Here is a 26,740-nt window from a genome sequence, read left to right as displayed (position 1 = left end):
GCTGCCCGGTTAACGCCCCGCCGGACCACTATCGTCGGCGCTTGTCCTCCATCCGCACCAGGAATTCCTGCATGATCAGGGAATACAGTTCCCCGCCCAGGAAGCGGTCCTCCACACCGGCATCGATGCTGGGATTATCGTTGACCTCGATCACGGCGATCCGGCTACCAGCCTGCTTGATGTCGACCCCATAAAGGCCGTTGCCGATCAGCCTGGTGGCGTTCAGTGCGGCCTGGATCACGTTGCGCGGTGTTTCGTAGGTGGGCAGGGTTTCGAAATCGCCGCTGTCGACCTGCTGGTTGCCACCATGCTGGTAGATTTGCCAATGCCCCTTCACCATGAAGTACTTGCAGGCATAGATGGCCCTCCCGCCCAGCACGCCGATGCGCCAGTCGTAATCGGTATAGAGGTACTCCTGGGCCAATACCAGCGCAGACTGCCGGAACAGCTCGGTCAGGGCCACCCTCAGGGACGGTTCGTCTTCCGCCTTGATCACGCCACGGGAGAAGGCGCCGTCCGGAATCTTCACCACCGGAAAGCCGATCTGCCGGGCGATCTGACCGACCGCATCCTTCTGGTCCCGGGAAAGGATCAGGGTCTTCGGGGTGGGTACCTTGTTGTGCCTCAACAGGTCCGCCAGGAAGACCTTGTTGGTACAGCGCAGGATGGACACGGGGTCGTCGATCACCACCATTCCTTCCGCCTGGGCCTTGCGGGCAAACCGGTAGGTATGGTGGTCTATGGCGGTGGTCTCCCGGATGAACAGACCATCGTACTCCGGCAACCGGCTGTAGTCCCGCTTGGCGATCTGCTCAACGTGGATCCCCAGCTTGCTGCCGGCCCTGGCAAACCGTTCCAGCGCCATGGCGTCACTGGGCGGTAACGCTTCATCGGGGTTCACCAGTACGGCCAGGTCGTAACGGTACCGCTTGCGACTGCGAGGCGGTCGCCAGACGATACTGCTGTACCGGTCCAGTGCCTCGGCAAAGGCATCCTGTTCAGTGTCGGTCAGGTCCACCGGCGACAGGGGTTTCATCGTTTCGATCTGCCAGCCTCGGCGGCGCTTGAACACCACCTCCAGGATCGGGCAGGGAAAACGCTCGAACAGGCTGCGGGCCACCCGCTTGAGTTCCGGCTGTGAGGTTTCTCCGAAACAGGTGCGAATGCGGACCTTATCCACCGGCGACGCGGACCGGTCCGTGTTTCCCGCGGCCCACCTGTCCAGCCAGTCCAGCGCCTGCGAGTCCAACTCGCTGAGCTCCAGGGAAAACAGTCCCTTGCGGCTCAGGTCATTGAGGGCGGCGACCGACGGCAGCACTTTGTGGCGACGGGCCTCCGCCAACAGCGAACAGTAATATCCGCGACTCAGGTAGCGGGCACTCTGGCACAGGTTGATCACCCGGGTGCGGTTACCCTCGATGGGTGGCAGGTTGAGGTATTGCTCGAAAGTCATCACGTCTTCGCTGGGGAAAAACGGTGTCCAATCCTTCTGGTGATCAACCACAATCAGCAACTTCGACATCAGTAACAGGCCCTCCCTGAGGCAGACGCCGACTGGGCCGCCGGCGGGGGCCCGAAGCGCGAACAATACACCCAGACGCCGTCACCGGGAAGTCCCGAAAATGCGTGCATCTACGCATGTGCGGCGCACTATCCCCGGAAAGAATTGTCGATAATAATGAGAAATTCCACTTGACTGCGGATACCGCCGTGCACCCGACCCAACCGAAGCCAGACCCCGTGCTCGCGGAACCTTCCCCTGGACGCGCCACTCCACAGCTGAGACCGGCCACCAAGGCCGATCTGGATGCCCTGGTGAAATTGGAGCACCGGTTGTTCGATGCGGACCGTATCTCCCGTCGCAGCTTTCGCCGGTTCATCGACATGCCGCGGGACTGGTTGGTGGTGGCACTGGTGGACGGTGCCCTGGTGGGGTACTGCCTGGTCCTCATGCACGCCGCCACGCGCCTGGCCAGGATCTACTCCATCGGCGTTGCCCCAGAGGCTCGGGGCTGCGGTGTTGGTGAAGCCCTGGTTCGCGAAGCCGAGCGCGTTGCCTCCAGGGCAGGACGCATCGTCATGCGGCTGGAAGTGCGAACCGACAACACAGCTGCCACTGCTTTATACCGAAGGCTTGGCTACCGGCTGTTCGGCACCTATCAAGATTATTACGCGGACCACGGCGATGCCCTGCGGTTTGAGCGGCGCATCCTGTTCTACGAGCCGTCACGAGCGTTCCCACCGGTGCCCTACTACCCGCAGACCACCGAGTTTACCTGTGGCCCCGCCGCCTTGATCATGGCCATGGCGGCGGTGGATCACAGGCAGTCGCTCACGGCCCTCGAGGAACTGAGCATCTGGCGGGAGGCGACCACCATTTTCATGCTGGCCGGCCACGGAGGTTGTGGCCCCCATGGCTTGGCCCTCGCGGCTTGGTCCCGAGGGTTTCACTGCGCGGCCTACGTCAGCCAGGCAGGGCCCCTGTTCACCCAGACCGTGCGTAACCCGGATAAGAAGCGGGTGCTGGAACTGGTTCACCAGGGCTTTCTCAACGACATTGCCCGGACGGGGATCGAGCTCCATCACGAATACCTATCCCTGTCCCAGATTTCCGCAGCCCTGAAGCAGGGACGAATCCCGGTCATCCTGATCAGCAGCTGGCAGTTGAGCCAAAGCCGGGTACCGCACTGGGTCACCGTTTGCGCGGTGGATGATCAGTTCGTCTACCTGCATGATCCGGAAGTGGACAGCAAGGGCGGCGAATCCGTCGCCGACAAGCAGTATGTGCCGGTGGACCGGCGCATCTTTGAACGCATGAAGCAGTATGGCAGACAGTCGCCCCTGCAGGCAGCAGTGATTGTCGGCCCCCGACGGAACCACTGACGCACTCAGGCGGTGCGGATGGCCGCCTCTTTCAGCTCCGCGATCTCGTCCCGCAGGCGGGCCGCGTTCTCGAAATCCAGGTCCGCTGCAGCCTTGTACATCTGGTCCTCCAGTGACGCTATCTCCTTGAGCAGTTCCTCCGGAGAGTGACCCGCTGCTTTGGCGCGGTACTGTTCGGCCTCTTCCGCTGCCTTCTGCCCAGGACGCTCCGCCCGCCGCCGTCCGCGACCGCCGCCGGCAGCGCCTTCCATGATGTCTGCAATTTTCTTCTTCAACCCGGTCGGGGTGATGCCGTGCTCCTCATTGTGGGCCTGCTGCTTGGCACGACGGCGCTCGGTTTCATCGATGGCCCGCTGCATCGAGCCGGTGACCCGATCGCCGTAGAGAATGGCCTTGCCATTGACATTCCGCGCGGCCCGGCCGATGGTCTGGATCAGCGAGCGCTCGGAACGCAGGAACCCCTCCTTGTCGGCGTCGAGGATGGCCACCAGGGAGACCTCGGGCATGTCCAGCCCTTCCCGCAACAGGTTGATGCCCACCAGCACGTCAAACTCGCCCTGGCGCAGGTCGCGGATGATCTCTACCCGCTCCACGGTATCGATATCGGAGTGCAGATAGCGAACGCGGATGTCGTGCTCCATCAGGAAGTCGGTGAGGTCCTCGGCCATGCGTTTGGTGAGGGTGGTCACCAGCACCCGCTCATCCACCGCCACCCGGGCCCGGATCTCCGACAGCAGGTCGTCCACCTGGGTGGATGCCGGGCGCACCTCGAGTTCCGGATCCAGCAGCCCGGTGGGCCGCACCACCTGCTCCACCACCTGCCCCGCATGCTCGGCCTCGTAGTCACCCGGTGTGGCCGAAACAAAGATCATCTGGGGGGCAATCCGCTCCCATTCGTCGAACCGCATGGGCCGGTTGTCGAGGGCCGAGGGCAGCCGGAAGCCATACTCCACCAGGGTTTCCTTGCGGGAGCGGTCGCCCTTGTACATGGCGCCAATCTGGGGAATGGTCACGTGGGACTCATCCACCACCAACAGGGCGTTGGGTGGCAGGTAGTCAAACAGCGTGGGCGGCGCTTCCCCGGGACAGCGACCGGACAGGTAACGGGAATAGTTCTCGATGCCGTTGCAATAGCCCAGCTCCAGCATCATCTCGACATCGTAGCGGGTGCGCTCCTCCAGGCGCTGGGCCTCCACCAGCCGGTTATTGTCCCGTAACTGGGTGAGCCGTTGCTCCAGCTCCGCCTTGATCTGCTCCACCGCATCGAGCACGGTCTGACGGGGGGTGACATAGTGCGACTTGGGATAAATGGTGACCCGTGGCACCCGGCGCAGCACCTCACCGGTCAGGGGATCGAAATAGCTGAGGTTCTCCAGCTCGTCATCGAACAGCTCGATGCGGATCGCCTCCCGTTCCGATTCCGCCGGGAACACGTCGATCACATCGCCCCGCACCCGGTAGTTGGCGCGATGGAACTCGACGTCGTTGCGGGTGTACTGCAGCTCCGCCAGCCGGCGCAGGATGAAGCGCTGGTCCACCTGATCGCCCCGGTCCAGGTGCAACATCATCTTCAGGTAGGACTGGGGGTCCCCCAAACCGTAGATGGAGGAGACGGTCGCTACGATGATCGCGTCCTGACGTTCCAACAGCGCCTTGGTGGCGGACAGGCGCATCTGCTCAATGTGCTCGTTGATCGACGCATCCTTCTCGATAAAGGTGTCGGACGACGGCACGTAAGCCTCCGGCTGGTAGTAGTCGTAGTAGGAAACGAAATACTCCACCGCATTGTGGGGGAAGAACTCCTTGAACTCGCCATACAGCTGGGCCGCCAGGGTCTTGTTGTGAGCCATGATGATGGTCGGACGCTGCACCTGCTCGATGACGTTCGCCACCGTGAAGGTCTTGCCAGACCCGGTCACCCCCAGCAGGGTCTGATGGGCCAGACCGGACTGGATGCCATCCACCAGTCCGGCAATGGCCGTGGGCTGGTCCCCGGCCGGCTGATACGCGGAATTCACTGTGAAAACCTGACGCTTGGACTCTGCGTCCAGATTTGAAGTAGCCATTGGGGCGGCCTATCCTCCGTCAATCGGTGGTTCGCATTCACAAGACAACTTATCGTCTGACAGCCTTCATGGTACCATCTGCGGGTTAAGGAGCCTCTGAATAACTCTTTCGATCTCTTATTGCCATACCCAGGGGCGAAAAGGAATTATTCAGAGGCTCCATAAACGCCAGGTTCCCCGTTTTTCGCGCGGGTTACCGACGTAGCCTCATCAGACGCAGCTTTCAAGGAGCGCAAGTTTGGACCTTCAACTATCCAGCCGAGTACAGGCCATCAAGCCATCTCCCACTCTCGCAGTCACCAACAAGGCCGCAGAACTCCGTGCCGCAGGGCAGGACATTATTGGCCTGGGTGCCGGGGAGCCGGACTTTGATACACCGGATCATATCAAGAACGCCGCAATCGAGGCGATCAATGCCGGTCAGACCAAGTACACAGCTGTCGATGGTACGCCGGCGCTGAAGAAGGCGATCATCGCCAAGTTCAAGCGGGATAACGGCCTCGATTACGAGCCCAACCAGATCCTGGTCTCCAGCGGTGGCAAACAGAGCTTCTTTAACCTGGCACTGGCAACTCTGAATCCCGGCGACGAAGCCATCATTCCGGCGCCCTATTGGGTTTCTTACCCGGACATGGTGCTGGTCGCCGAAGGCAAGCCGGTGGTCATCGAAACTTCCGCGGCAACCCGCTTCAAGATCACCCCGGAACAACTGGCAGCGGCAATCACCGAGCGCACTCGGCTGTTCGTGATCAACAGCCCGTCCAATCCCAGTGGCATGGCCTACACGCTGGACGAGCTGAAAGCCATTGGCGAGGTGCTCAAGAAGCACCCGAACATCATGATCGCCACGGACGACATGTACGAACCGATCCTGTGGACCGGCCAGCCGTTCTGCAACATCCTCAACGCCACGCCGGAGTTGTACGATCGCACCTTCGTGCTCAACGGCGTTTCCAAGGCCTACTCCATGACCGGCTGGCGCATCGGTTACGCCGCCGGACCGGCCAAGGTCATCGGCGCCATGAAGAAAATCCAGTCCCAGAGCACCTCCAACCCGGCCTCCATTTCCCAGGCCGCGGCCCAGGCTGCCCTGGAAGGGCCGCAAGAGTGCGTTGGCGACATGGTCAAGGCGTTCAAGGAACGCCACGACTATCTGGTGGAAGCGCTGAACAGCCTGCCCGGCGTGGAATGCCTCAAGGGCGATGGAACCTTCTACGTATTCCCCAGCTTCCAGGGCGCCATCGACGCCGCTGACGATGTCAGCAGCGACGTGGAACTGGCCGAGAAACTGCTCCAGGAAGCCGGCGTGGCCCTGGTACCCGGCTCCGCCTTCGGCGCACCGGGCCATATGCGCCTGAGTTTTGCCACCAGCCTGGACGTGCTGAAAGAAGCCGTTGCCCGCCTGCAGAAAGCGCTGGGCTAAATCGGCAAAAAAGGGGTTGACGAGGCGCCGGCCTGCCCTTAATATACGCGCCTCGTCACATGACGACGTTCCCCGATAGCTCAGTTGGTAGAGCAACGGACTGTTAATCCGTTTGTCGCTGGTTCGAGCCCAGCTCGGGGAGCCACTATTCCTGAAAGCCGCTGACTCCTTGAGTCAGCGGCTTTTTTCGTTGCTCAACGCACGGCTTATGGCCCAGACAGCCCCCTCACCTCAGCGGGCGGCAGAAGACGCCCCCTCCATCGCCCGCCGCCGCCAATCCCAAAAGGCCAGGGAATCCCGAGGGCTCGTCTCAACTGGCGACAATCTCCTGGTGAATCGCCTCCAGCGCCGCCAAGGGATCGGCAGCCTGAGTGATCGGCCGCCCAATCACCAGATAATCGCTACCGGCAGCCAGCGCATCCGCCGGCGTCATCACCCGCTGCTGATCCCCCTTGGCAGCGGACAGAGGCCGAATCCCCGGCGTCACCAGCGTGAAGTCCACCCCCTGCTCTCTCTTCAGAATGGGGGCCTCCTGTGCCGAACACACCACTCCGTCGAGCCCACAGCGCGCCGTCAAGGCGGCCAGGCGGGATACCTGCTCCTGGGGCGATGCCGCAATACCAATGCCCTGCAGATCCTCTGCCGCCATGCTGGTAAGCACGGTCACCGCAATCAACAACGGCCGGTCGGTACCGAAGGATTCCAGCCGGGCGCGACAGGCCTCCATCATCTTCGCGCCACCGGCTGCATGCACATTGACCATCCACACGCCCAGGTCCGCCGCCGCCGCAACCGCCGCCGACGTCGTGTTCGGAATGTCGTGAAACTTAAGGTCCAGGAACACCTCAAACCCCCGGTCCTGAATGGCCCTGACAAACTGCGGGCCGGAGCGGGTGAACAACTCCTTGCCCACCTTCAGCCTGCACAGTTCCGGGTTCAGGGTATCCACCAGCGCCAACGCAGGCCCCTCGGACGGAAAATCCAGGGCCACGATAATCTTCGGATCAGCTACCTTCTGCACGTATTATTTCCCACAGTTCATTCAAGACAATCGGCTCACTCCGCTTCCACACCCTGAATCGGACGCACCGACTCCCAGGTTTTACAGCTCGGGCACAACCAATGCAGCTGCCGCCCGGAGAAGCCGCAATTCACACACCGGTAGATCGGGCGGTTTGCCAGCAACAGGTGACCAATACGGCTCACCAGCCGGCCCTCGTCGGTGGTCATCCCCTTCTCATAGCCAGCCAGCTCCACCAGCCTCAGCAGCCCCCGAACACTGGGACGAAGCTCCAACTCCTCCCGCAGCAGGTCAATGGCAGCGGGTCTCCCCGAGGCCTTCTCCACCGACTCGACAACCGCCAGCAGCAGACTGGTGCTCGGCCAGCTTTCATAGAGCTTTTTCAGCTTCCTGGTCAGCCGCTTGATATCACCGTGCTCCCGTTCCAGGCTCATCAAGCGCTCGATGGCCTCTGAACCAAACGCGGTATTCTGCTCAAAGACTTTGAAACACTGGCTGGATGCTTCCTTGTAGCTGCCCTGACGCACCAGAATCTTGACCTGGATAAACGTCGCCCGAACACAGGAGCGATCATGCTCGAGGGCTTCCTTGACCAGCTTGCCGGCCGCCCAGCGATCGTCCTTTTGCAGCGCCAGGTCCGCCATTTCACAGGTGATGTAGGCCAGCACCTTGTCCAGCTCGGGACTCACCCCCCCAGCCCGGAGTGTGCGGGCCACCTGCCCCGCTTTGCTCCATTCCCGCTCCTGTTGATAGAGCTCGATCAGCTGGCCAGCCGCCTTACCGCCGTACTCCTTGTCGCCCATGAGCTGGTGGAAGAGAGATTCGGCACGGTCCAGCAGACCGGCGTTCAGGTAGTCCAGCGCCAACTCAAAGGTTACCTGGGGAGAAAACCGCGTTGGCAGCTCTGGACGCGCAAGCAGGTTCTGGTGAATGACGATGGCCCGATCGGTTTCGCCCTTGTTCCGGAAATGGGCGCCAATGGAGAGATGGAGGCCTACGGTGTCCGGACTGACCGCCAGGGATTGGACAAAGTTTTCAACGGCCTGGTCTGAATAGTTGGTGAACAGGAATTGCAGGCGGTCACGCAGTGACGCCTCATCTGAAATGGCCCGACGGGATCTGGCCGAGGATCGACCATAGCGCCCCATAAACCAGCCAGCAGCGACTGCGGCCGTTAACAGCAGCCACTGGAAAACAATATCCATCAAATAGTCCGGTTACTCTGTGCCCCTGAATCCGCGAGCGCCCGCTCCGCACGGGTCAGCCGCTTTTGCAATTGCCGACGTGACACCTTTGAACGCACCGTCGCCAGCAGGGTTATGAGAATGCCAGACAAGGCCCCCAGAATGAAAGCAAGAATGATCCAGACCGCAACACCGTGGGGTGGCGTTTCAAACAGCAAGAAGTTCAGGGAAACAGCCATCTGGTTGTTCAGGGAAAACACCAGGGCCAGTAGCGCCAGGAACAGCACCACCAGTAAGATCAACACCTTGCGAAAGCCGGCCATATAAACCTTACTCCTTCCAACTCAACGGCAATCGCCGGACAGCGACAACAGATGCCGGGATGCAGCTAGAACCCCTGCTTCATGCTGTCATTGACCTGCTCCCGAAGCTCCTTGCCCGGCTTGAAGTGAGGCACGTACTTCGCCGGCAGCTGCACCGCATCGCCGGTCTTGGGGTTGCGGCCAACCCGGGCGGCACGATGATGCAGGGAGAAACTGCCGAACCCGCGGATTTCGATTCGCTGCCCGTTGGCCAACGACTGAGACATATGCTCGATGATGGTCTTGACCGCCAACTCGACATCTTTTACAGACAGCTGTGTTTGTTTGGACGCTATCAGCTCAACCAGTTCAGACTTCGTCATGAGGCTAATCCCTCTGTCATTACCATGGGGAGCCACCCAAGCCAGCTCCATGCCTCTAGTTTAGCCAAACCTAAAAAAAACACAAAAAAAACGGGCTGTTACAGCCCGTTTTTTATAACCCCAAAAGGCGAATTAGTCCTTGTTGGCGTTTTGCTGCTGCATCTGCTCCTTGATGAGATCACCGATGGTGGTCGCACCAGAAGTTTCCGCCGCCTTGCTGCGAACGTTCTCAAGCGCCTGCTTGTCCTCGTCAACGTCCTTGGACTTCACAGACAGGTTGATAACGCGGTTCTTGCGATCGATGCTGATGATCTTCGCTTCTACCTCGTCGCCTTCGTTGAGCGCGTTGCGAGCGTCTTCGACACGGTCGCGGCTGATCTCGGAGGCCTTCAGCACCGCTTCAACCTCGTCGTTCAGCGCGATGGTCGCCGCTTTGGCATCCACAGAAGAGACGGTACCCTTCACGATGGAGCCCTTGTCGTTCAGCTGAACGAACTCGGCGAACGGATCGCTTTCCAGCTGCTTGATGCCCAGGGAGATACGCTCACGCTCCGGATCAACCGACAGAATGACGGTTTCGACTTCGTCGCCCTTCTTGTACTCGCGAACGGCTTCTTCGCCAGACTCGTTCCAGCTGATGTCGGACAGGTGAACCAGACCGTCAATACCACCTTCCAGGCCGATGAAGATACCGAAGTCCGTGATGGACTTGATCTTGCCGGAGATGCGGTCGCCCTTGTTGAAGTTGCTGGAGAACTCTTCCCAGGGGTTGGCCACACACTGCTTGATACCCAGGGAAATACGACGACGCTCTTCGTCGATATCCAGAATCATCACGTCCACTTCGTCGCCCACCTGGACAACCTTGGACGGATGGATGTTCTTGTTGGTCCAGTCCATTTCGGACACGTGCACCAGACCTTCAACCCCTTCTTCCAGCTCCGCGAAGCAGCCGTAGTCGGTCAGGTTGGTCACACGGGCCTTGACCTTGCTGTTCTCCGGGTAACGGGACTTGATATCCACCCAGGGATCTTCGCCCAGCTGCTTCAGACCCAGGGAAACACGGTTACGCTCACGGTCGAACTTCAGCACCTTAACGGTGATCTCGTCGCCAACGTTCACGATCTCGCTCGGGTGCTTGATGCGTTTCCAGGCCATGTCGGTGATGTGCAGCAGGCCGTCAACGCCGCCCAGGTCAACGAAGGCACCGTAGTCGGTCAGGTTCTTGACGATACCCTTGATTTCCAGACCTTCGGTCAGGGTTTCCAGCAGCGCATCGCGCTCTGCACTGTTCTCGGCTTCCAGAACCGCGCGACGGGACACAACCACGTTGTTGCGCTTCTGGTCCAGCTTGATCACCTTGAACTCAAGCTCTTTGTTTTCCAGGTGCGCAGTGTCGCGAACCGGACGAACGTCAACCAGGGAGCCAGGCAGGAAGGCACGGATGCCAGACAGATCGACTGTGAAGCCACCCTTAACCTTGCCGTTGATCACGCCCTTGACCACTTCCTCGGCCTCGAAGCACTTCTCGAGTACTTTCCAGGCTTCAGCGCGCTTGGCTTTTTCACGGGACAGACGGGTTTCACCGAAGCCGTCTTCAACAGCGTCGAGAGCTACGTCGACAACGTCACCGATCTGGATTTCCAGTTCGCCCTTGTCGTTCAGGAACTGGGAGGCAGGGATAACACCCTCTGACTTCAGACCAGCGTTAACAGTAACCCAGTCGTTGTCGATATCAACCACGGTCCCCTGGACGATGGAACCCGGTTGCATGTCAATTTCTTTCAGGCTTTCTTCAAAAAGATCCGCAAAGCTCTCGCTCATTATGTGTCCTATGATCAACGCAAGTTAACTCCGTGCTACCAGCAACACGGTCTGTTAGCGATTTACCGAATACGGCCAAGGGCTGGCTGTTTATCACCGCAAACGGCATTCCAACGACAAAAAGGTGCAGTCAGGCCTGACCTGACGCGGCCATCACCCTGTCCAACACCTCTTCAATGCTTAAACCAGTAGAGTCAATGACTTGCGCATCCTCTGCCGGTTTAAGCGGGGCCGCAGAACGGTTCATATCCCGCTCATCACGTGCCCGTATCTCTTCTAAAAGGGCGTCAATATTAACACTGAGCCCCGCGTCCTTCAACTGACTGTAACGCCTCTGGGCCCGCTCCTCGGCACTGGCGGTCAGGAATATCTTGGTGGGTGCATCCGGAAAAACCACGGTTCCCATGTCCCGACCATCGGCCACCAACCCTGGCGGCTGACGAAAATCCCGCTGGCGCTGCAGCAACGCCTCTCGGACCGCCGGAATCACCGCCACCTTGGAGGCGTTATCGCCGCACCTCTCAGTGCGGATTTCATCGGTCACGTCTTCTCCTCCCAGAATGACCTTTGCAGGCTCTCCCGGCGGTGTGGGCTCGAAGGACACATCCAATGAAGCGGCCACCCGTACCAAGCCCGCCTCATCATCAAATTGTACGCCTTGTCGGGCCGCGGCTAAAGCCGTCAGACGGTATAAAGCACCACTATCCAGCAGATGCCAACCGAGCTTTCGAGCCACCATCTGGGTAATGGTGCCCTTCCCGGAACCGCCGGGGCCATCAATCGTGATGACCGGAACAGAGCACTGGGACATCGGTCAGGCTCCCTGTGCCGTAATCTGGATGCCGGTCTGCCGTGCCAACTCGACGAACCCCGGGAACGAGGTCGCCACGTTGGCACAGTCGGTCACTTCAATCGGCCCCGTGGCGCGGAGCGACGCCACGGCGAAGGACATGGCAATGCGGTGGTCGCCATGGCTGTCCACCTTGCCACCGACGATGGCCTGCCCCCCCTGGATCACGATGCCATCCGGGGTCACAGTGGATTGGACGCCCACGGCCTCCAGACCATCGGCCATCACCTGGATACGGTCACTCTCCTTGACCCGGAGCTCCTCGGCGCCGCGAAGTACGGTCTCGCCCCGGGCGCAGGCCGCGGCAACGAAGAGCACCGGAAATTCATCAATGGCCAGCGGGACCTGGTCCTCGGGGATATCGATACCCGACAGCTCGGCGGCGCGGACGCGCAGGTCAGCCACCGGCTCACCGCCGATTTCCCGAGCGTTGAGCACCTCGATGTCGGCCCCCATCAGCTTCAGGATGTTGATCACCCCAACCCGCGTCGGGTTCATGCCCACGTGACGGAGGGTCAGATCCGAGTCGGGTGCGATGCTGGCTGCCACCAGGAAGAAAGCCGCGGATGAAATGTCCGCCGGCACATCGATCGCGGTTGCGGTCAATCGTCCGCCACCACTGACGCTGGCCGTCGCGCCTTTGCGATGAACATGATAGCCAAACCCTTCCAGCATGCGCTCGGTATGGTCCCGGGTGGGCGCCGGTTCGGTGACCGACGTGACACCTTCGGCATAGAGCCCCGCCAGCAACAGGCAGGATTTGACCTGCGCACTGGCCACCGGCATTTCATAGTGGATACCGGTCAGGGCCTGGCCCCCGTTAATCTTCAGCGGCGGGCGACCGCCATCGGCGGTGTCGATAACCGCCCCCATGGCCCGCAGCGGGTCCGCCACCCGCCCCATGGGACGACGGGACAGGCTTTCATCCCCGGTCAGCTCGGAGTCGAATTCCTGGGCCGCCAGCAGTCCGGCAAACAGTCGCATGGCGGTGCCGGAATTGCCCAGGTACAGGGGTCCGCGGGGCGCCTGGAGACCATCGATCCCTACGCCGTGAATGCGCACAAAACCATTGTCCGGCCCCTCGATGGTGACCCCCATGTCGCGGAAGGCCTGCAGCGTCGCTAGGCTGTCCTCGCCTTCCAGGAAACCATTGACCTCGGTCACCCCGTCCGCCAGCGCGCCCAGCATGATCGAACGATGGGATATGGATTTGTCCCCCGGCACCCGGATATCGCCGGTCACGCTACCGCCGGGCTGGAGCTGGAAAGTCACTTGATTCTGGCTCATGTCTGTCACGTACGCCTGTCCTGAAAGCATCTTGGAAAAATGTTCCCGCGCCGCCTTGGCACGGCTGAAAACCCGCAGCAGCGTGGCACTGTCCTGCGCCTCAATGGCCGTGCGGAGCTGCCCCAGGTCACGGGTAAAATGATCGATCACCCGCAACACCGCCTGGCGGTTGGAAAGAAAAATATCGTGCCACATCACCGGATCACTGGCAGCAATCCGGGTAAAGTCCCGAAACCCGCCGGCGGCGTAACGGAAGATGTCCATGTTCTCATCTTCGCCCGCCAGCGTATCCACCAGGGAAAACGCGATCAAATGCGGCAGGTGGCTGGTGGCCGCCAGCACCTCGTCGTGGTAGGCCACCGACATGGTCAGCACCGTGGCGCCGCACCCTTCCCACAGGCGCTTTAACCGGTTCAACTGCGCCGGGTCAGCACTGTCTGCCGGGGTCAGGATAACCTTGTGATTGGCAAACAGCTCGGAATTGGCGGCACGTACACCGCTCTTCTCCGAGCCCGCAATGGGGTGGCCGGGAATGACGTTCGGCCCGACCTCCCCAAACACCGACGCCACGGCATCGACGAAGCTGGCCTTGGTGCTGCCCACATCCGTCAGCAGGGCGTTCGGGGACAGGTGCGGGCGGATCTCCTGCAGCACCGCCTCGGTTGCCCTCACCGGCACCGCCACCACAACCAGATCGGCGTTACGCACTGCCTGCTCAACGGTTTCCGCAGTCTCATCAATGATCCCGATCTGGTGACCAGCGACGACATCATCGAAACGCCGGTCATAGGCCACCACCGCTTCGGCCAATCGATGCTCGCGCACCGCCGCTGCCAGGGAACCGCCGATCAGCCCCAGACCGATCACCGCCATCCGACGAAAAACAGGTCGAGAATCAGGCACCCGGGGCTCCTTGATACACTTCGTCCAGGGCCACCGCCAAGGCATCCAGTAGCCGGCGGTTTTCCTCGGGCAAACCTATGGACACCCGCAGGTGATTGGGCATGCCGTAGCCCGCAATCGGGCGAACGATGACGCCCCGCGCCAGCAGCTGTTGGTAGACCTCGCCAGCCTTCTCCCCTACATCCACCGCAATAAAATTGCCGGCGGACGGGATGAACGTGAGTTCGAGCGCCTCAAAGCCCTGATCAAGCTGCGTCATGCCGGCCTGATTGACTGCCCGGGAACGCTGGAGGTAATCCTCGTCGTCCAGCACCGCCGCGGCAGCCGAGAGGGCAATGGTGTCGACGTTGAAGGGCTGACGCACCCGGTTGAGGATATCGGCGATGGCCTCGGAACTGATGCTGTACCCCACCCTCAGGGCCGCCAGCCCCCAGGCCTTGGAAAAGGTGCGGGTGATGATCAGGTTGGGGAACCGGGTCAGCCACTGCAGGCTGTCGCCCTCGCCTTCGGTCAGGTATTCGCAGTAGGCCTCATCCAGCACCACCAGCACCCGCTCCGGCACCTGCTCGAGAAAGGCCTCCACTGCCGACAGGCTGTGCACGGTTCCGGTGGGGTTGTTGGGATTGGCAACAAAAATCAGCTTGGTTCGTTCGGTGACGGCCGCCGCCATGGCCTCAAGGTCATGGCCCCAGTCCCGCGCCGGCACGCACACGCCCCGGGCGCCAATGGCCTGGGTCACCAGCGGGTACACCGCAAAGGCATACTGGGAGTACACCACCTCCGACCCGGCATCGGCAAAACAGCGTGCAATCACCTCGAGGATGTCATTGGAGCCATTGCCCAGCGTCAGCTGTGACGCCGTCACGCCAAGCCGTGCAGCCAACCGGGTCTTCAACCGGAAGCCATTGCCATCGGGATAACGGCACAGTTCCGAGAGAGCCTGCTGGGCGGCCTCCAGGGCCACCTGACTGGGCCCCAAGGGGTTCTCATTGCTGGCCAGCTTGACGATCCCGGCCGGATCCAGCCCCAACTCCCTGGCCAGCTCTTCAATGGGCTTGCCCGGCTGATACGGTGACAGCGCCTGGACACCCGGCACTGCCAGCGCCTGATAGTCGATGGACATACGTTACGCCTCCCGGGCCGGACCCCCGGGGTCCGGCGGAAAAGTTTCAATTCTGATACAGAGCCCCAAAACGGTCAGGCTCCTGGTTCAGAGCACTCCGATGGGATAGGAACCGAGCCGCTTCAGCTCCACCGCCTCGTCATCGATCTCTTCCAACACCTTGCCGACATTGGGATCGTCCATGTGCCCCTCGAAGTCGATGTAGAACACATACGCCCAGGTACCACTGGGTGAGGGGCGGGTCTCGATACGGGTCAGGCTGATGCCATGCCGATGGAACGGCTCCAGCAACTGGTACAGAGCGCCTGGCTTGTTGCGCATGGACACCAGAATGGAGGACTTGTCGTGACCGCTGGGCCCGACACTCTCCCGTCCGATGATCAGGAACCGAGTGGTGTTATCCGGCCGATCCTCGATACTGGCTGCCAGCGTTTCCAGACCGTACAGCTCGGCGGCCATATCACCGGCAATTGCCGCGGCCCCCGGCTCCTCCGCCGCTCGGCGTGCAGCCTCGGCGTTGCTACTGACCGCCACCCGCTCGATGCCATACCGGTTGGCGTCCAGCCACTGCCGGCACTGGGCAAAGGACTGCTGGTGCGAGTAGATACGGGTGAGCTTGCCGTCCACGTTGTCCGGGGATGTGAGCAGGTGATGGTGGATGCGCAGCTGAACCTCGCCACAGATCTTCAGCGGCGAGGACATGAACATGTCCAGTGTGTGGTTGATCATGCCTTCGGTGGAGTTCTCCACTGGCACCACCCCGTAGTGGGCAGCGCCGGACTCCACCTCCCGGAACACCGCATCGATGGCAGCCAGGGGTACGCTGATCACCGAATGACCGAAGTGTTTGAGCGCCGCCGCCTGGGTAAAGGTACCCGCCGGCCCCAGGAAAGCAATGTGCATGGGCTTTTCCAGTGCCAGGCACGCCGACATGATTTCCCGGAACAGACGGGCCATTTCTTCACCGGACAGGGGCCCCGGGTTCTGCTCCTTGATCCGCCTCAGCACCTGGGCTTCCCGCTCCGGGCGGTAGAAGAACACGTCCTGACCCGGGTTGTGAGCCAGCTTGACCTCAGCGACCTCCTGGGCGCAGCGGGCCCGGGCGCTGATCAGGTCCATGATCTGTTGATCGAGATCGTCGATGCGGTCCCGGAGTTCTCCCAGTCGGGTCTGCTCGTCGCTCATGATCAACCCCGCTCCCTGGCAAAGGTGTCCATGTAGTCGATCAGGGCGTCCACACCGGCTTCCGGCATGGCGTTGTAGATACTTGCCCGCATACCGCCCACAGAGCGGTGACCCTTCAGGTTCAGCAACCCACGCTCGTCCGCCCCCTGCAGGAAAGCCCCATTGAGGGCTTCATCCGCCAGCGTAAACGGCACGTTCATCCAGGAGCGGAAACGGGGCTCCACCGGATTGGCGTAAAAATCGTTGCCATCGATAAAGTCGTAGAGCTTCTTGGCCTTGCGCTGGTTGAGCTCACCCATGGCGGCCACACCTCCCTGCGCCTTCAGCCACTTGAACACCAGGCCGGCGAGGTACCAGGAGTAAGTTGCCGGCGTGTTGTACATGGAGCCGTTATCGGCGATCACCTGGTAGTTCATCATCGTCGGCGTTGCCGGCCGGGCCTTGCCCAGCAGGTCCTTGCGGACAATGACCACCACCAGACCGGAAGGCCCGATGTTCTTCTGGGCACCGGCGTAGATCAGCCCGAAGCGGGAAACGTCCAGCGGTCGCGACAGAATGGTCGATGAGAGATCGGCGACCAGCGGCACACGGCCGCTGTCCGGGATGAAATCGAATTCCACACCACCGATGGTCTCATTGGGCGTGTAATGCAGATAGGCGGCTTCGGAATTGGTGTTCCAGGACGATTGATCCGGGACGGTGGTGAAGTTCTGGTCGGCGCTGCTGGCCACCACGTTGACCTCGGCGTACCGACTGGCTTCAGCGATGGCCTTCTTGGACCAGATGCCGGTGTTCACGTAATCGGCAGCGGATTTATCACCCAGCAGGTTCAGCGGGATGGTCGCGAACTGACTGCTGGCCCCGCCCTGCATGAACAGGACCGCATAGTCGTCGGAAATCCCCGCCAGCTCCCGCAGATCCCGCTCGGCGGTTTCGGCAATCTCCACGAACTCGTCGCTGCGATGGCTCATCTCCATCACCGACATGCCGCTGCCTCGCCAATCCAGCATTTCATCCCGTGCCTGGGTCAGCACGGCTTCCGGCAAGGTGGCCGGACCCGCACAAAAGTTATACGCCCTGCTCATGCTTCTCTGATCTCTCAACTGTTCGGTGTTCGTGCGCCCTGTCCAACGGGGCGCTGACGACTTATTCCTCGCCGCTCTCTTCGGCAACTTCCTGCGGCGCGGCGTCCCCGTCGTCGCCATCCACGGGTTCGTCATCGCTTTCGGCGATTCGCTCCACCCCCACCAGGCGTTCATCTTCCTGGGACAGTTTGATCAGCCGCACCCCCTGGGTGTTACGGCTCAGGATCGAGACCTCGTCCGTGCGGGTACGCACCAGGGTGCCCTTGTCGGAGATCAGCATCATCTCGTCGCCGTTGAACAACTGCAGCGCCGTCACCAGGTTGCCGTTCCGCTCGGAGCACTGCATGGCGATAACGCCCTGACTGCCCCGGCTGTAGGTGGGGAACTCGTCAATGGCGGTGCGCTTGCCGTATCCGTTCTCACTGGCCGTCAGAATCACGCCGTCCGGCTGTGGAATGATCAGCGACACCACGTGGTGGCCTTCCGGCATACGGATGCCGCGAACGCCCCGGGCGGTCCGGCTCATGGGCCGCACCGCTTCCTCGTTAAACCGCACCGCCTTGCCCGCGGACGAGAACAGCATCACTTCCGCGTCGCCCTCGGTAATGGCGGCACCGATCAGGGTATCGCCCTCGTCCAGGCTCAATGCGATCAGGCCGCTGCTGCGGGGACGGGAGAAATTGGGCAGCGGGGTTTTCTTGACCACGCCGTTGGAGGTGGCCATCAACACGTAATGGTCTTCCGGGTAATCCCGCACCGGCAGGAAGGTGGTGATGCGCTCCCCGTCCTCCAGCGGCAGGATGTTGACCATCGGCCGTCCCCGGGACGCCCGGCTGGCGCGGGGAATTTCGAACACCCGCAGCCAGTACACCTTGCCCCGGTTGGAGAAACACAGGATGGTGTCGTGGGAGTTGGCCACCAGCAGTTTCTCGATGAAATCTTCCTCTTTCATCGAGGTGGCGGCCTTGCCCCGGCCACCACGGCGTTGGGCCTGGTAGTCGGTCACCGCCTGGGTCTTGGCGTAGCCACCGTGCGAGATGGTGACCACCAGGTCTTCTTCATCGATCAGGTCGGCAACGGTCAGGTCGCGACGGGAACTGGTGATCTCGGTACGGCGCTCATCGCCGTAGTCGGCCACAACCTGGTTCAATTCGTCACGGATCACCTGCAGCAGCCGCTCCGGGTTACCGAGGATATCCAGCAGGTCCGCGACCTTCTCCAGGATGTCCCGGTATTCGTTCTGCAGCTTTTCGGTTTCCAGGCCGGTCAGGCGGTGCAGACGCAGGTCCAGGATCGCCTGGGCCTGTTCCGGGGACAGGTGGTACATGCCATCCCGCAGCCCGTAGATCTCCGGCAATTCGTCCGGACGACAGGCATCCTCACCCGCCCGTTCCAGCATGGCGAGCACGTCGCCGGGCGCCCAGGGCCGGGCCAGCAGCTTCTCTTTGGCTTCCGCCGCCGACGGCGAGGTCTTGATCAGTTCGATGATTTCGTCGATGTTGGCCAGTGCAACCGTCAGGCCTTCCAGGATATGGCCTCGTTCCCGGGCCTTGCGCAGCTCGTAGATGGTCCGCCGGGTCACCACTTCCCGCCGGTGGCGCAGGAAGGCGTCCAGCATTTCCTTGAGGTTCAGGATCTTTGGCTCGCCATCGATCAGCGCCACCAAGGAGATACCCAACACGGTGACCATCTGGGTCTGGGCGAACTGGGAGTTGAACAAGACGTCCGGGTTCTCATTGCGCCGCAACTCGATCACCACCCGGATGCCTTCCTTGTTGGACTCATCGCGCAGCTCGGAAATGCCTTCCAGCTTCTTGTCCTTGACCAGCTCGGCGATCTTCTCGATCAGGCGCGCCTTGTTCAGCTGGTACGGCAGCTCGGTGATGATGATGGCGTCCCGTCCGGTCTTCTTGTCGTGCTCGATCTCGTGGCGGGCACGGACGTAGATACGGCCACGACCGGTCCGGTAGGCTTCGACAATGCCGGCGCGGCCATTGATGATGCCTTGGGTCGGGAAATCCGGCCCGGGAATGTATTCCATCAGCTCATCGATGGTCAGGTCCGGGTCGTCGATCAGCGCCAGGCAGCCGTTGACCACCTCGGTCAGGTTGTGGGGCGGGATGTTGGTGGCCATCCCCACGGCAATGCCCGAGGAACCATTGACCAGCAGGTTGGGAACACGGGTGGGCAGCACGTCCGGGATCTGTTCGGTGCCATCGTAGTTGGGCACGTAATCCACGGTTTCCTTATCCAGATCCGCCAGCAGCGAGTGGGCAATCTTCTCCATACGGATTTCGGTGTAACGCATGGCAGCCGCGTTATCACCGTCAATGGAACCGAAGTTGCCCTGGCCGTCCACCAGCGGGTAACGGAGCGAGAAGGGCTGCGCCATCCGAACGATGGTGTCGTATACCGCAGAGTCGCCGTGGGGGTGGTATTTACCGATCACATCACCCACCACGCGGGCAGACTTCTTGTAAGCCTTGTTCCAGTCGTTGCCCAACTCGGACATGGCGAACAGGACACGCCGGTGTACGGGCTTGAGACCATCACGAACGTCCGGCAGTGCCCGACCAACGATGACACTCATGGCATAGTCGAGATAGGACTGCTTCAGCTCGTCTTCAATGTTTACCGGCAGGATCTCTTTGGCTAATTCACCCATCGAGAAAGGTTCCTTTGCATTACTGGAAGTCGTGTTGGGGAACCCACCCCTTGCCCCGGCACATCACGCGCGCCGACCGCGGCAGGTTCCTAGTTATTCTTAACAAGCGACCGATACTACCACATTCGGGCAGTCGGCTCAGTCAAAAACCACGGTCTTGTTTTCGAAGGTGATCACCCGGTCCTCGATATGGGCACGCAGGCCTCGGGCGAGCACGTTTTTCTCCACATCCTTGCCCAGGCGGACCATGTCTTCGATGGAGTCACTGTGGCTGATCCGGATCACGTCCTGCTCAATGATCGGCCCCTCATCGAGATCCTGGGTCACGTAGTGACAGGTGGCGCCGATCAACTTCACTCCACGGCTGTAGGCCTGGTGATAGGGGCGCGCGCCGGCAAACGAGGGCAGGAAGCTGTGATGGATGTTGATGACCTTGCCGGCGTACCTCTCGCACAGTTCCGGTGGCAGGATCTGCATGTAGCGGGCCAGCACCACCACGTCGGCCTGGTAGGAGTCAATCAGGTTGCTGACCTCACTGAACGCCTCCTCGCGGCTTTCCCGACTGACCGGTACGTGGTGGTAGGGAATGTCGTGCCATTCCACCATGCGACGCAGGTCTTCGTGGTTGGAAATCACCGCCACCACCTCGGCGTTGAGCTCTTTGCTGTGCCAACGATGCAACAGGTCGGCGACGCAATGGGACTCCTTGCTGCACATCAGCACAACGCGCTTAGGCTGGGCGGTATCGGACACATGCCAATGCATCTCGAATTCCCGGGCAATCGGCTCAAAGGCGAGGCGGAACTGGTCCAGCCCAAAGGGGATGGAGCTGGCCTTGATTTCATGGCGCATGAAGAACCAGCCGGTCTGGGTGTCCGAATGATGGCTTGCCTCGGTAATCCAGCCATTGTAGGTGGACAGGAAGTTACTGACCTTGGCAACAATGCCTACCCGGTCCGGGCAGGAAATCACAAGACGATATCTACGCTCCATGGGGCCTTTCCTTTCTCTACCTGGGAAAGCGGGCCAGCAACCAGACAGACCCGTGAAAATGACCGGCTATAATAGCCTATCTAGATGCCAGAAACGAAGGCTTGCTGCCTCGCTGAATCAAACTGGCCGGCCATCCGCGCAAACCACGGGTCAAGACCAACACTCGTGGCTCCCGGGAATGGCCGGCCACTCGTGCGTCAACCCGCCACAAGGACCTGTCGCCATGACGACCAGCCTCCATTTACCCCCGTTAATACGTTGCCTGACCCTGCTCGCTTTGCTGTGCGGGATACCTCTCCAGCATGCCTCAGCCGCCGCGATACTGGAAGGCGAACGCCATCATCCTGCGGAGGGTCGTAACGGCATGGTGGCCACCAGCCATACCCTGGCCACCGAGGTCGCCCTGCAGGTGCTAAAGGACGGCGGCAACGCGGTCGATGCCGCGGTCACCGCCGGTTTTGCCCTGGCGGTCACTCAGCCCCGCTCCGGCAACATTGGCGGTGGCGGCTTCATGCTGATCGCGCCGGGGGATGACCGCCCGGTCACCGCCATCGACTACCGGGAGACGGCGCCCGCCGCCGCCACCGAGACCCTGTTTCAGGACAGTGACGGTGAGGTCGTGCCAGAACGCAGCCGTTTCACCCACCTGGCGGCAGGGGTGCCGGGTACGGTTGCCGGCCTGGCCTTGGCCCTCGAGGAATACGGCACCATCACCCTGGCCCAGGCGTTGGCGCCGGCCATTCGCCTGGCTGCTGACGGCTTCGTGGTGCCACCGCGGTTTACCGAAGGGCTGGAGAGTGTCCGCGAGCGACTCCAGCGCTGGCCGGCCAGCAAGGCCACATTCTACAAGGCCGACGGTTCCGCCTATCAGCCGGGCGAAGTGTTTCGCCAACCGGAACTGGCCGCCACCTTGCAACGCATCGCTGACCTGGGTCCCCAGGGGTTCTACCGGGGCGAAACCGCACAGCTGATCGTCGATGAAATGGAACGCCACGGAGGCCTGATCACCCTCACCGACCTCCGCAACTACCGACCGGCGGTTCGCCAGCCGGTGCATGGCCGCTACCGGGGCTACGACATCTATTCCATGTCGCCGCCCTCGTCCGGCGGCACCCACATTGTCCAGATCCTGAACATTCTTGAGGCCTACCCCCTGGCGGACTATGGCCACAATTCCGCCCGAAGCCTCCATCTGATGGCCGAGGCAATGAAGCTGGCCTACGCCGATCGTGCCGAGTACCTGGGGGATACCGATTTTGTGGAAGTGCCCCTGCAGGGCTTGACCTCCAAGGCCTATGCCGAGGAACTGAGGGCCGGTATAGATATGGACCAGGCCCGTCCGTCCAGCGACATCCGCGCCGGTGACCCTGCCCCCCATGAGAGTCACGAAACCACCCATTTCTCGATTGTCGACCGCTGGGGCAACGCCGTTTCCAACACCTACACCATCAACTTCAGTTACGGCTCCGGCATCACCGTGACCGGCGCCGGCTTCCTGCTAAACAACGAAATGGACGATTTCAGTGCCAAACCCGGTGTTCCCAACGCCTATGGACTGATTGGCGGCGAAGCGAACCGGATCGAGCCCCACAAGCGAATGCTCAGCTCCATGTCGCCAACCATCGTCCGCCGTAATGGCCGGAATTACCTGGTGACCGGGAGCCCCGGCGGCTCGCGCATTATCACCACCACCCTGCAGGTGCTGCTGAACGTGATCGACCATGGCTTGAACATCCAGTCCGCCGTTGCCGCACCGCGCGTTCATCACCAGTGGTTGCCGGATGAGATCCGGATTGAACAGGGCATCAGCCCGGACACCACTGGGTTGCTGGAGCAGAAAGGACACACGGTGACGGTCAAACCGGCAATGGGCGCCATCCAGAGCGTGCTGATTGGCGAAGATGGCAGGTTGTTCGGCGCAGCGGACCCGAGACGCAGCACTTCCTCCGCACGGGGTTACTGACCGGTCGATTTCCTGGAGCCGGGGCCTGGCCCCGGTCAATGGGGGACGGATTGCGAAAAGACGTTCATGACCACCACTCCGGACACGATCAGCGCCATGCCGACCACCGCGGGCCAGTCCAGGCGCTGGTCGAACACCAGCCAGGCAATCAATGCGATCAGTACCACCCCGGCCCCGGACCAGATAGCGTAGGCCACGCCCACCGGGATGGTCTTCAGGGTCAGCGCCAGAAAATAGAAGGCGGTGGCGTACCCACCGAACACAACCAATGATGGCAACAGACGGGTAAACCCCGCGCTGTATTTCAGTGCCGATGTCGCCAGGACCTCCGCCGCAATCGCCACCCCCAAAAACCACCAGGTTTTCATAAACTCACCCTACCCGGATCCACTGAAGCGTTTCGGAGCGGGAAACTAACGTTCCGAGCGGTTTATTTCAACGGAATTTCAGTACGGGAAGCCTGCACCAGATCGTAGATCTCGACCTCCGGTACCGGCCTGCTGAACAGATAGCCCTGGCCGAAGTCGCAGCCCTGGCTTTGCAGGAAGCGCAGTTGACGCTCCTCCTCCACCCCTTCGGCGACCACGTCCAGGCCCATGCTGTGAGCCATGGAGATCACCGCCCGGACAATGGCGGAATTGGTGCCATGATCCGGTACGCCGCGAATGAAGCCCTGGTCGATCTTGAGGGTGTCCACCGGTAACTGGGTCAGGTGGCCCAGCGAGGAATAGCCCTTGCCAAAGTCGTCGATGGCCACCACGGCCCCCATCTGCTGGAGCTCGGCCAACGCCGATACGGCCCGTTCGCCGGATTGCAGGATGGTCTCGGTGACCTCGAACTCGATCGCCCCCGCCGGAATCTCCGCATCCAGGGACTCCAGGCAATCGCGGAACACGGCGGGAACATCGCCATAAATCAACTGGCGACCGGACAGGTTGATTGCCACCTTGAGCGGCGCCAGCCCCTGCCTCTGCCAGACCGCATACTGGCGGCAGGCTTCTCGCAACACCCAGATGCCGATATCGTTAATCAGGTTGCTTTCCTCGGCGACGGGAATGAACTGGCCGGGGCCGAGCAGACCACGATCGGGGTGGCGCCAGCGAATCAACGCTTCCACTCCCACTACCGACAAACCATCCAACGCCCACTGGGGCTGGTAATGCAGCTCAAACTCGTTGTTCACCAACGCCTGGCGCAGCGCCGCCTCGGTCTCAAACCGCTGGATCGCCTGGCTGGTCATATCCGCCGTGTAGAACTCGTAGGTATTGCGGCCCTGGGATTTGGCCCGATACATGGCCGCGTCCGCCGCTTTGGCCAGCTCCCCGGCGCCACGGCCATCCCGCGGGAACAGGGCAATGCCAATGCTGGCCGTGGTGATGAACTCCTGCCCTTCCAGGGTGATGGGTTTGTCCAGCACCCGGATCAGGTTGTGTGCGATGGTGGCCGCATCGTCCGGGCTGTCGATATTCTCCACCAGCACGGTAAATTCGTCGCCGCCCAGCCGGGCCAGCACGTCCTCGGACCGCACACAGCCCTCAATGGCCTCCGCCACCCGTTGCAGCAAGCGGTCCCCAACTGCATGTCCCAGGGTATCGTTGACCAGCTTGAAACGGTCCAGGTCCAGATACAGCAAGGCCAGCTGATAATCGTGGCGCCTGGCCCGGTCGATGGCCTTGTCCAGGGCCAGACCGAAGGCCCGGCGGTTGAGCAGCCCGGTCAGGGAATCCTCATTGGCCAGCTGCACCAGACGGGATTCGGCATCCTTCAGCGTACTGATGTCGGAAATGATCGAGATGTAATTTTCCACCTGCCCGTTGCGATCCCGTACCGAGGCAATGTTTTCCCAGGCCGCGTACACCTCTCCGCTCTTGCGGCGGTTCCAGATTTCACCGGTCCAGCTTCCCTCCTGTTCCAGGGCCCGCCACAGGTTGCGGTAGAAGGCCTGGTCGTGGTGACCGGATTGCTGGATACGCGGATTCTTGCCGATCACCTCCTCCCGGGAATAGCCGCTGATCTTGGTGAAGGCCGGGTTCACGTCGACGATACAGCCGTCGCCGTCGGTGATGATGATGCCCTCGGCGGTGTTCAGGAAGACCGCTTCCGCCCGCAACAGGCCTTTCTCCGAAGCCTTCCGTTCGGATATGTCTCTCAGAAACCCCTGCCACCGGCCATCAGGCAGGTAGTGGGAGCTGATCTCCACCGGCAGGGTCTCCCCATTGCCCCTTTCAATAACGATTTCAGAAACCTGAATGTTGTCCCCTGCGCTATCCTGCCCTTCATTACCGGGTCCCGGGCCGTGAACCTGCGCCACCAGTTCCGCCATGGGCTGGCCCACGATGTCACTGCGCTCGCGGCCAAAGATTACGCACGCTTCCTTGTTAATATCCAGACATCTGGAATCGGCGTCCAGCACAATGATGCCGTCCGGCGCATTGTCGACCAGCGCCCGGGATTGGGCCTCACTGAGCCTCAGTGCGGCAAGGGATTGCAGTTGACTGGTGCGGATACGGGCAAACAGCAGGCTCACCAACAGCGTTAACAGCAGCGCCCCCTTGGCCAGCCAGGAATTGGCCGCTGCCTGCAGGTGATCAATCAGCAGCGCGCCCGTGGCGAGTTGGCTGACCAGAATCCATCGCTGCTCGGGGTCCGGTTCCGCCTGACCGATTCCGTCCACTGCTTCCAGGGGGTTCAGGATGAGGTAGAGGAACTTGCCCTCCGGGGCCTGTATCACCCCCGAGCCCGATGCTACTGCCTGCAACTCTGACCAGGCCACCGGAAAATACTTGCCGAACCGGGTCGACGGTTCCAGCATGAAGCCCCACCGCAGTGCCTCATCCCGATGGAACAGCCAATAGCCCTCGCCGTTCAGCAACATGGGGCTGCCCGGCCCCTCGGCCAGGGTGTCGCGAAAGGCATCCAGCAAATGCTCCGCGGAGTAATTCAGCACCAGGACACCCTGCGGCCTTTCGTGTTGGCCGTACAGCGGGGTCGCAACCCGCAGCATGGGGCGGAACGGGCGTTCGATTTCACCTCGCTCTACATTGAGATCCAGCGGCGACAGGTAGATTTCTCCCGGAGCAAGAGCCAGGGCTTCGCCAAAGTAGTAACGTGCGGATTTGTCCTGCAACGACGTCGGCGCCACCACCACCGGCCCGCCAGACCCGCCCTGTACCCGGATCAGCTCCTTGCCGGTGTCACTCAGAATACGAGCCTGTTGATACTGAGGGGAGTAACGGATCAGATTCTGAAACAGCCGAATCACATCCGCTTGGCTGGAAGGGCTGGGCATCTGAAGAAAGCTGTCCACGGCCTGACTGCGGCCGATTCGCTGCAAGTCGGCATGAAGCCGCCCTATTTCGTGGGACATCCGGGCATGGGCATACCCTAACCTGGAGGTTTCCTGGCGCTCTATCTCGCTGACGCTGGCGCTGGCATTCAGATAGGCCAGAAGTAGCCCAGCGGATGACACAGCCAGGAAACTGAAAAGAAAATAAACAACAAACCGGAACGCGAACTCCCGAGCCCCCGTAGACTTCAAGAGTTCTCTCATTGAGCATACCCCAACACACTGTCACCTCTAACTTCAGTATAGACGTGCAT

Annotated in this window: 19 protein-coding genes and 1 tRNA gene; 4 read left to right on the top strand and 16 right to left on the bottom strand. The window is 61.3% G+C overall.

Annotated elements, in window-relative coordinates; all coding sequences use genetic code 11:
- Positions 1 to 28: 28 nt before the first annotated feature.
- Positions 29 to 1,522 carry a RimK family protein gene (locus R3175_RS06380; RefSeq protein ID WP_318943041.1) on the bottom strand — a complete coding sequence of 498 codons (1,494 nt, stop codon included), beginning with the start codon at positions 1,520 to 1,522 and terminating at the stop codon, positions 29 to 31.
- 293 nt (positions 1,523 to 1,815) lie between these two features.
- Here R3175_RS06380 and R3175_RS06375 point away from each other — a divergent pair, with 293 nt between their 5' ends.
- On the top strand, positions 1,816 to 2,883 hold the full coding sequence (locus R3175_RS06375) for a GNAT family N-acetyltransferase/peptidase C39 family protein (RefSeq protein ID WP_318943040.1): 1,068 nt from the start codon (positions 1,816 to 1,818) through the stop codon (positions 2,881 to 2,883).
- Between the two features lie 5 nt (positions 2,884 to 2,888).
- Here the strand turns inward: R3175_RS06375 and uvrB are convergent, their stop codons facing one another.
- On the bottom strand, positions 2,889 to 4,949 hold the full coding sequence (gene uvrB, locus R3175_RS06370; protein ID WP_318943039.1) for an excinuclease ABC subunit UvrB: 2,061 nt from the start codon (positions 4,947 to 4,949) through the stop codon (positions 2,889 to 2,891).
- 238 nt (positions 4,950 to 5,187) lie between these two features.
- Here uvrB and R3175_RS06365 point away from each other — a divergent pair, with 238 nt between their 5' ends.
- On the top strand, positions 5,188 to 6,372 hold the full coding sequence (locus R3175_RS06365; protein ID WP_318943038.1) for a pyridoxal phosphate-dependent aminotransferase: 1,185 nt from the start codon (positions 5,188 to 5,190) through the stop codon (positions 6,370 to 6,372).
- A 69-nt stretch (positions 6,373 to 6,441) separates the two neighbouring features.
- Positions 6,442 to 6,517: transfer RNA gene (locus R3175_RS06360), tRNA-Asn, on the top strand.
- 165 nt (positions 6,518 to 6,682) lie between these two features.
- Here R3175_RS06360 and pyrF read toward each other — a convergent pair.
- The 12 genes from pyrF to purU all read right to left on the bottom strand — a co-directional run bounded on the left by pyrF (position 6,683) and on the right by purU (position 21,177).
- Complete coding sequence (pyrF, locus tag R3175_RS06355) at positions 6,683 to 7,393, bottom strand: orotidine-5'-phosphate decarboxylase (RefSeq protein ID WP_318943037.1); 711 nt, start codon at positions 7,391 to 7,393, stop codon at positions 6,683 to 6,685.
- Between the two features lie 35 nt (positions 7,394 to 7,428).
- Positions 7,429 to 8,598 (bottom strand): lipopolysaccharide assembly protein LapB, encoded by a 1,170-nt coding sequence (gene lapB, locus R3175_RS06350; protein WP_318943036.1) that lies wholly within the window; start codon positions 8,596 to 8,598, stop codon positions 7,429 to 7,431.
- A complete protein-coding gene (locus R3175_RS06345; protein WP_318943035.1) occupies positions 8,598 to 8,900 on the bottom strand; it encodes a LapA family protein in 303 nt (100 codons plus the stop codon). The genes lapB and R3175_RS06345 overlap by 1 nt, the downstream gene beginning before the upstream one ends.
- A 65-nt stretch (positions 8,901 to 8,965) precedes the next feature.
- On the bottom strand, positions 8,966 to 9,262 hold the full coding sequence (locus R3175_RS06340; protein ID WP_318943034.1) for an integration host factor subunit beta: 297 nt from the start codon (positions 9,260 to 9,262) through the stop codon (positions 8,966 to 8,968).
- Positions 9,263 to 9,394: 132 nt separating this feature from the next.
- Positions 9,395 to 11,086: a 30S ribosomal protein S1 gene (gene rpsA, locus R3175_RS06335; RefSeq protein WP_318943033.1), complete on the bottom strand. Its 1,692-nt coding sequence runs from the start codon at positions 11,084 to 11,086 to the stop codon at positions 9,395 to 9,397.
- Positions 11,087 to 11,216: 130 nt separating this feature from the next.
- Positions 11,217 to 11,897 carry a (d)CMP kinase gene (gene cmk, locus R3175_RS06330; protein ID WP_318943032.1) on the bottom strand — a complete coding sequence of 227 codons (681 nt, stop codon included), beginning with the start codon at positions 11,895 to 11,897 and terminating at the stop codon, positions 11,217 to 11,219.
- 3 nt (positions 11,898 to 11,900) lie between these two features.
- The gene (locus tag R3175_RS06325) at positions 11,901 to 14,096 is read right to left on the bottom strand and encodes a bifunctional prephenate dehydrogenase/3-phosphoshikimate 1-carboxyvinyltransferase (RefSeq protein WP_413231739.1); all 2,196 of its coding nucleotides are present in this window, start codon (positions 14,094 to 14,096) and stop codon (positions 11,901 to 11,903) included.
- Between the two features lie 22 nt (positions 14,097 to 14,118).
- A complete protein-coding gene (gene hisC, locus R3175_RS06320) occupies positions 14,119 to 15,249 on the bottom strand; it encodes a histidinol-phosphate transaminase (RefSeq protein ID WP_318943030.1) in 1,131 nt (376 codons plus the stop codon).
- A gap of 87 nt (positions 15,250 to 15,336) precedes the next feature.
- Positions 15,337 to 16,434 (bottom strand): prephenate dehydratase, encoded by a 1,098-nt coding sequence (gene pheA, locus R3175_RS06315; RefSeq protein WP_318943029.1) that lies wholly within the window; start codon positions 16,432 to 16,434, stop codon positions 15,337 to 15,339.
- A 2-nt stretch (positions 16,435 to 16,436) separates the two neighbouring features.
- Complete coding sequence (gene serC, locus R3175_RS06310) at positions 16,437 to 17,519, bottom strand: 3-phosphoserine/phosphohydroxythreonine transaminase (RefSeq protein WP_318943028.1); 1,083 nt, start codon at positions 17,517 to 17,519, stop codon at positions 16,437 to 16,439.
- A gap of 61 nt (positions 17,520 to 17,580) precedes the next feature.
- Positions 17,581 to 20,184, bottom strand: coding sequence for a DNA gyrase subunit A (gene gyrA, locus R3175_RS06305; RefSeq protein ID WP_318943027.1), 2,604 nt, complete (start codon positions 20,182 to 20,184; stop codon positions 17,581 to 17,583).
- Positions 20,185 to 20,322: 138 nt separating this feature from the next.
- Positions 20,323 to 21,177 (bottom strand): formyltetrahydrofolate deformylase, encoded by an 855-nt coding sequence (gene purU, locus R3175_RS06300; RefSeq protein WP_318943026.1) that lies wholly within the window; start codon positions 21,175 to 21,177, stop codon positions 20,323 to 20,325.
- A gap of 223 nt (positions 21,178 to 21,400) precedes the next feature.
- On the opposite strand from purU, the gene ggt reads away from it, so the two are divergent.
- A complete protein-coding gene (ggt, locus tag R3175_RS06295) occupies positions 21,401 to 23,140 on the top strand; it encodes a gamma-glutamyltransferase (RefSeq protein WP_318943025.1) in 1,740 nt (579 codons plus the stop codon).
- 35 nt (positions 23,141 to 23,175) lie between these two features.
- On the opposite strand, the gene R3175_RS06290 is transcribed toward ggt, so the two are convergent.
- Positions 23,176 to 23,508 (bottom strand): SMR family transporter, encoded by a 333-nt coding sequence (locus R3175_RS06290; protein ID WP_318943024.1) that lies wholly within the window; start codon positions 23,506 to 23,508, stop codon positions 23,176 to 23,178.
- A 62-nt stretch (positions 23,509 to 23,570) separates the two neighbouring features.
- The gene (locus tag R3175_RS06285) at positions 23,571 to 26,690 is read right to left on the bottom strand and encodes an EAL domain-containing protein (protein ID WP_318943023.1); all 3,120 of its coding nucleotides are present in this window, start codon (positions 26,688 to 26,690) and stop codon (positions 23,571 to 23,573) included.
- Between the last annotated feature and the right edge of the window lie 50 nt (positions 26,691 to 26,740).

The organism is Marinobacter sp. (assembly GCF_033722735.1).
In the GTDB taxonomy this organism is placed as follows: Bacteria; Pseudomonadota; Gammaproteobacteria; order Pseudomonadales; family Oleiphilaceae; genus Marinobacter.
Note: the sequence above shows the minus strand (reverse complement) of the source record. Positions and strands in the feature narration are given on the sequence as shown.

What these genes read in the sequence shown, in the direction of transcription:
- lapB (WP_318943036.1), bottom strand. Translation starts at nt 8,598, where the DNA reads ATGGATATTGTTTTCCAGTGGCTGCTGTTAACGGCCGCAGTCGCTGCT.
- R3175_RS06325 (WP_413231739.1), bottom strand. Translation starts at nt 14,096, where the DNA reads ATGGCGGTGATCGGTCTGGGGCTGATCGGCGGTTCCCTGGCAGCGGCG.
- gyrA (WP_318943027.1), bottom strand. Translation starts at nt 20,184, where the DNA reads ATGGGTGAATTAGCCAAAGAGATCCTGCCGGTAAACATTGAAGACGAG.
- R3175_RS06380 (WP_318943041.1), bottom strand. Translation starts at nt 1,522, where the DNA reads ATGTCGAAGTTGCTGATTGTGGTTGATCACCAGAAGGATTGGACACCG.
- R3175_RS06290 (WP_318943024.1), bottom strand. Translation starts at nt 23,508, where the DNA reads ATGAAAACCTGGTGGTTTTTGGGGGTGGCGATTGCGGCGGAGGTCCTG.
- R3175_RS06345 (WP_318943035.1), bottom strand. Translation starts at nt 8,900, where the DNA reads ATGGCCGGCTTTCGCAAGGTGTTGATCTTACTGGTGGTGCTGTTCCTG.
- ggt (WP_318943025.1), top strand. Translation starts at nt 21,401, where the DNA reads ATGACGACCAGCCTCCATTTACCCCCGTTAATACGTTGCCTGACCCTG.
- uvrB (WP_318943039.1), bottom strand. Translation starts at nt 4,949, where the DNA reads ATGGCTACTTCAAATCTGGACGCAGAGTCCAAGCGTCAGGTTTTCACA.
- R3175_RS06340 (WP_318943034.1), bottom strand. Translation starts at nt 9,262, where the DNA reads ATGACGAAGTCTGAACTGGTTGAGCTGATAGCGTCCAAACAAACACAG.
- pheA (WP_318943029.1), bottom strand. Translation starts at nt 16,434, where the DNA reads ATGAGCGACGAGCAGACCCGACTGGGAGAACTCCGGGACCGCATCGAC.
- rpsA (WP_318943033.1), bottom strand. Translation starts at nt 11,086, where the DNA reads ATGAGCGAGAGCTTTGCGGATCTTTTTGAAGAAAGCCTGAAAGAAATT.
- hisC (WP_318943030.1), bottom strand. Translation starts at nt 15,249, where the DNA reads ATGTCCATCGACTATCAGGCGCTGGCAGTGCCGGGTGTCCAGGCGCTG.
- serC (WP_318943028.1), bottom strand. Translation starts at nt 17,519, where the DNA reads ATGAGCAGGGCGTATAACTTTTGTGCGGGTCCGGCCACCTTGCCGGAA.
- cmk (WP_318943032.1), bottom strand. Translation starts at nt 11,897, where the DNA reads ATGTCCCAGTGCTCTGTTCCGGTCATCACGATTGATGGCCCCGGCGGT.
- R3175_RS06285 (WP_318943023.1), bottom strand. Translation starts at nt 26,690, where the DNA reads ATGAGAGAACTCTTGAAGTCTACGGGGGCTCGGGAGTTCGCGTTCCGG.
- purU (WP_318943026.1), bottom strand. Translation starts at nt 21,177, where the DNA reads ATGGAGCGTAGATATCGTCTTGTGATTTCCTGCCCGGACCGGGTAGGC.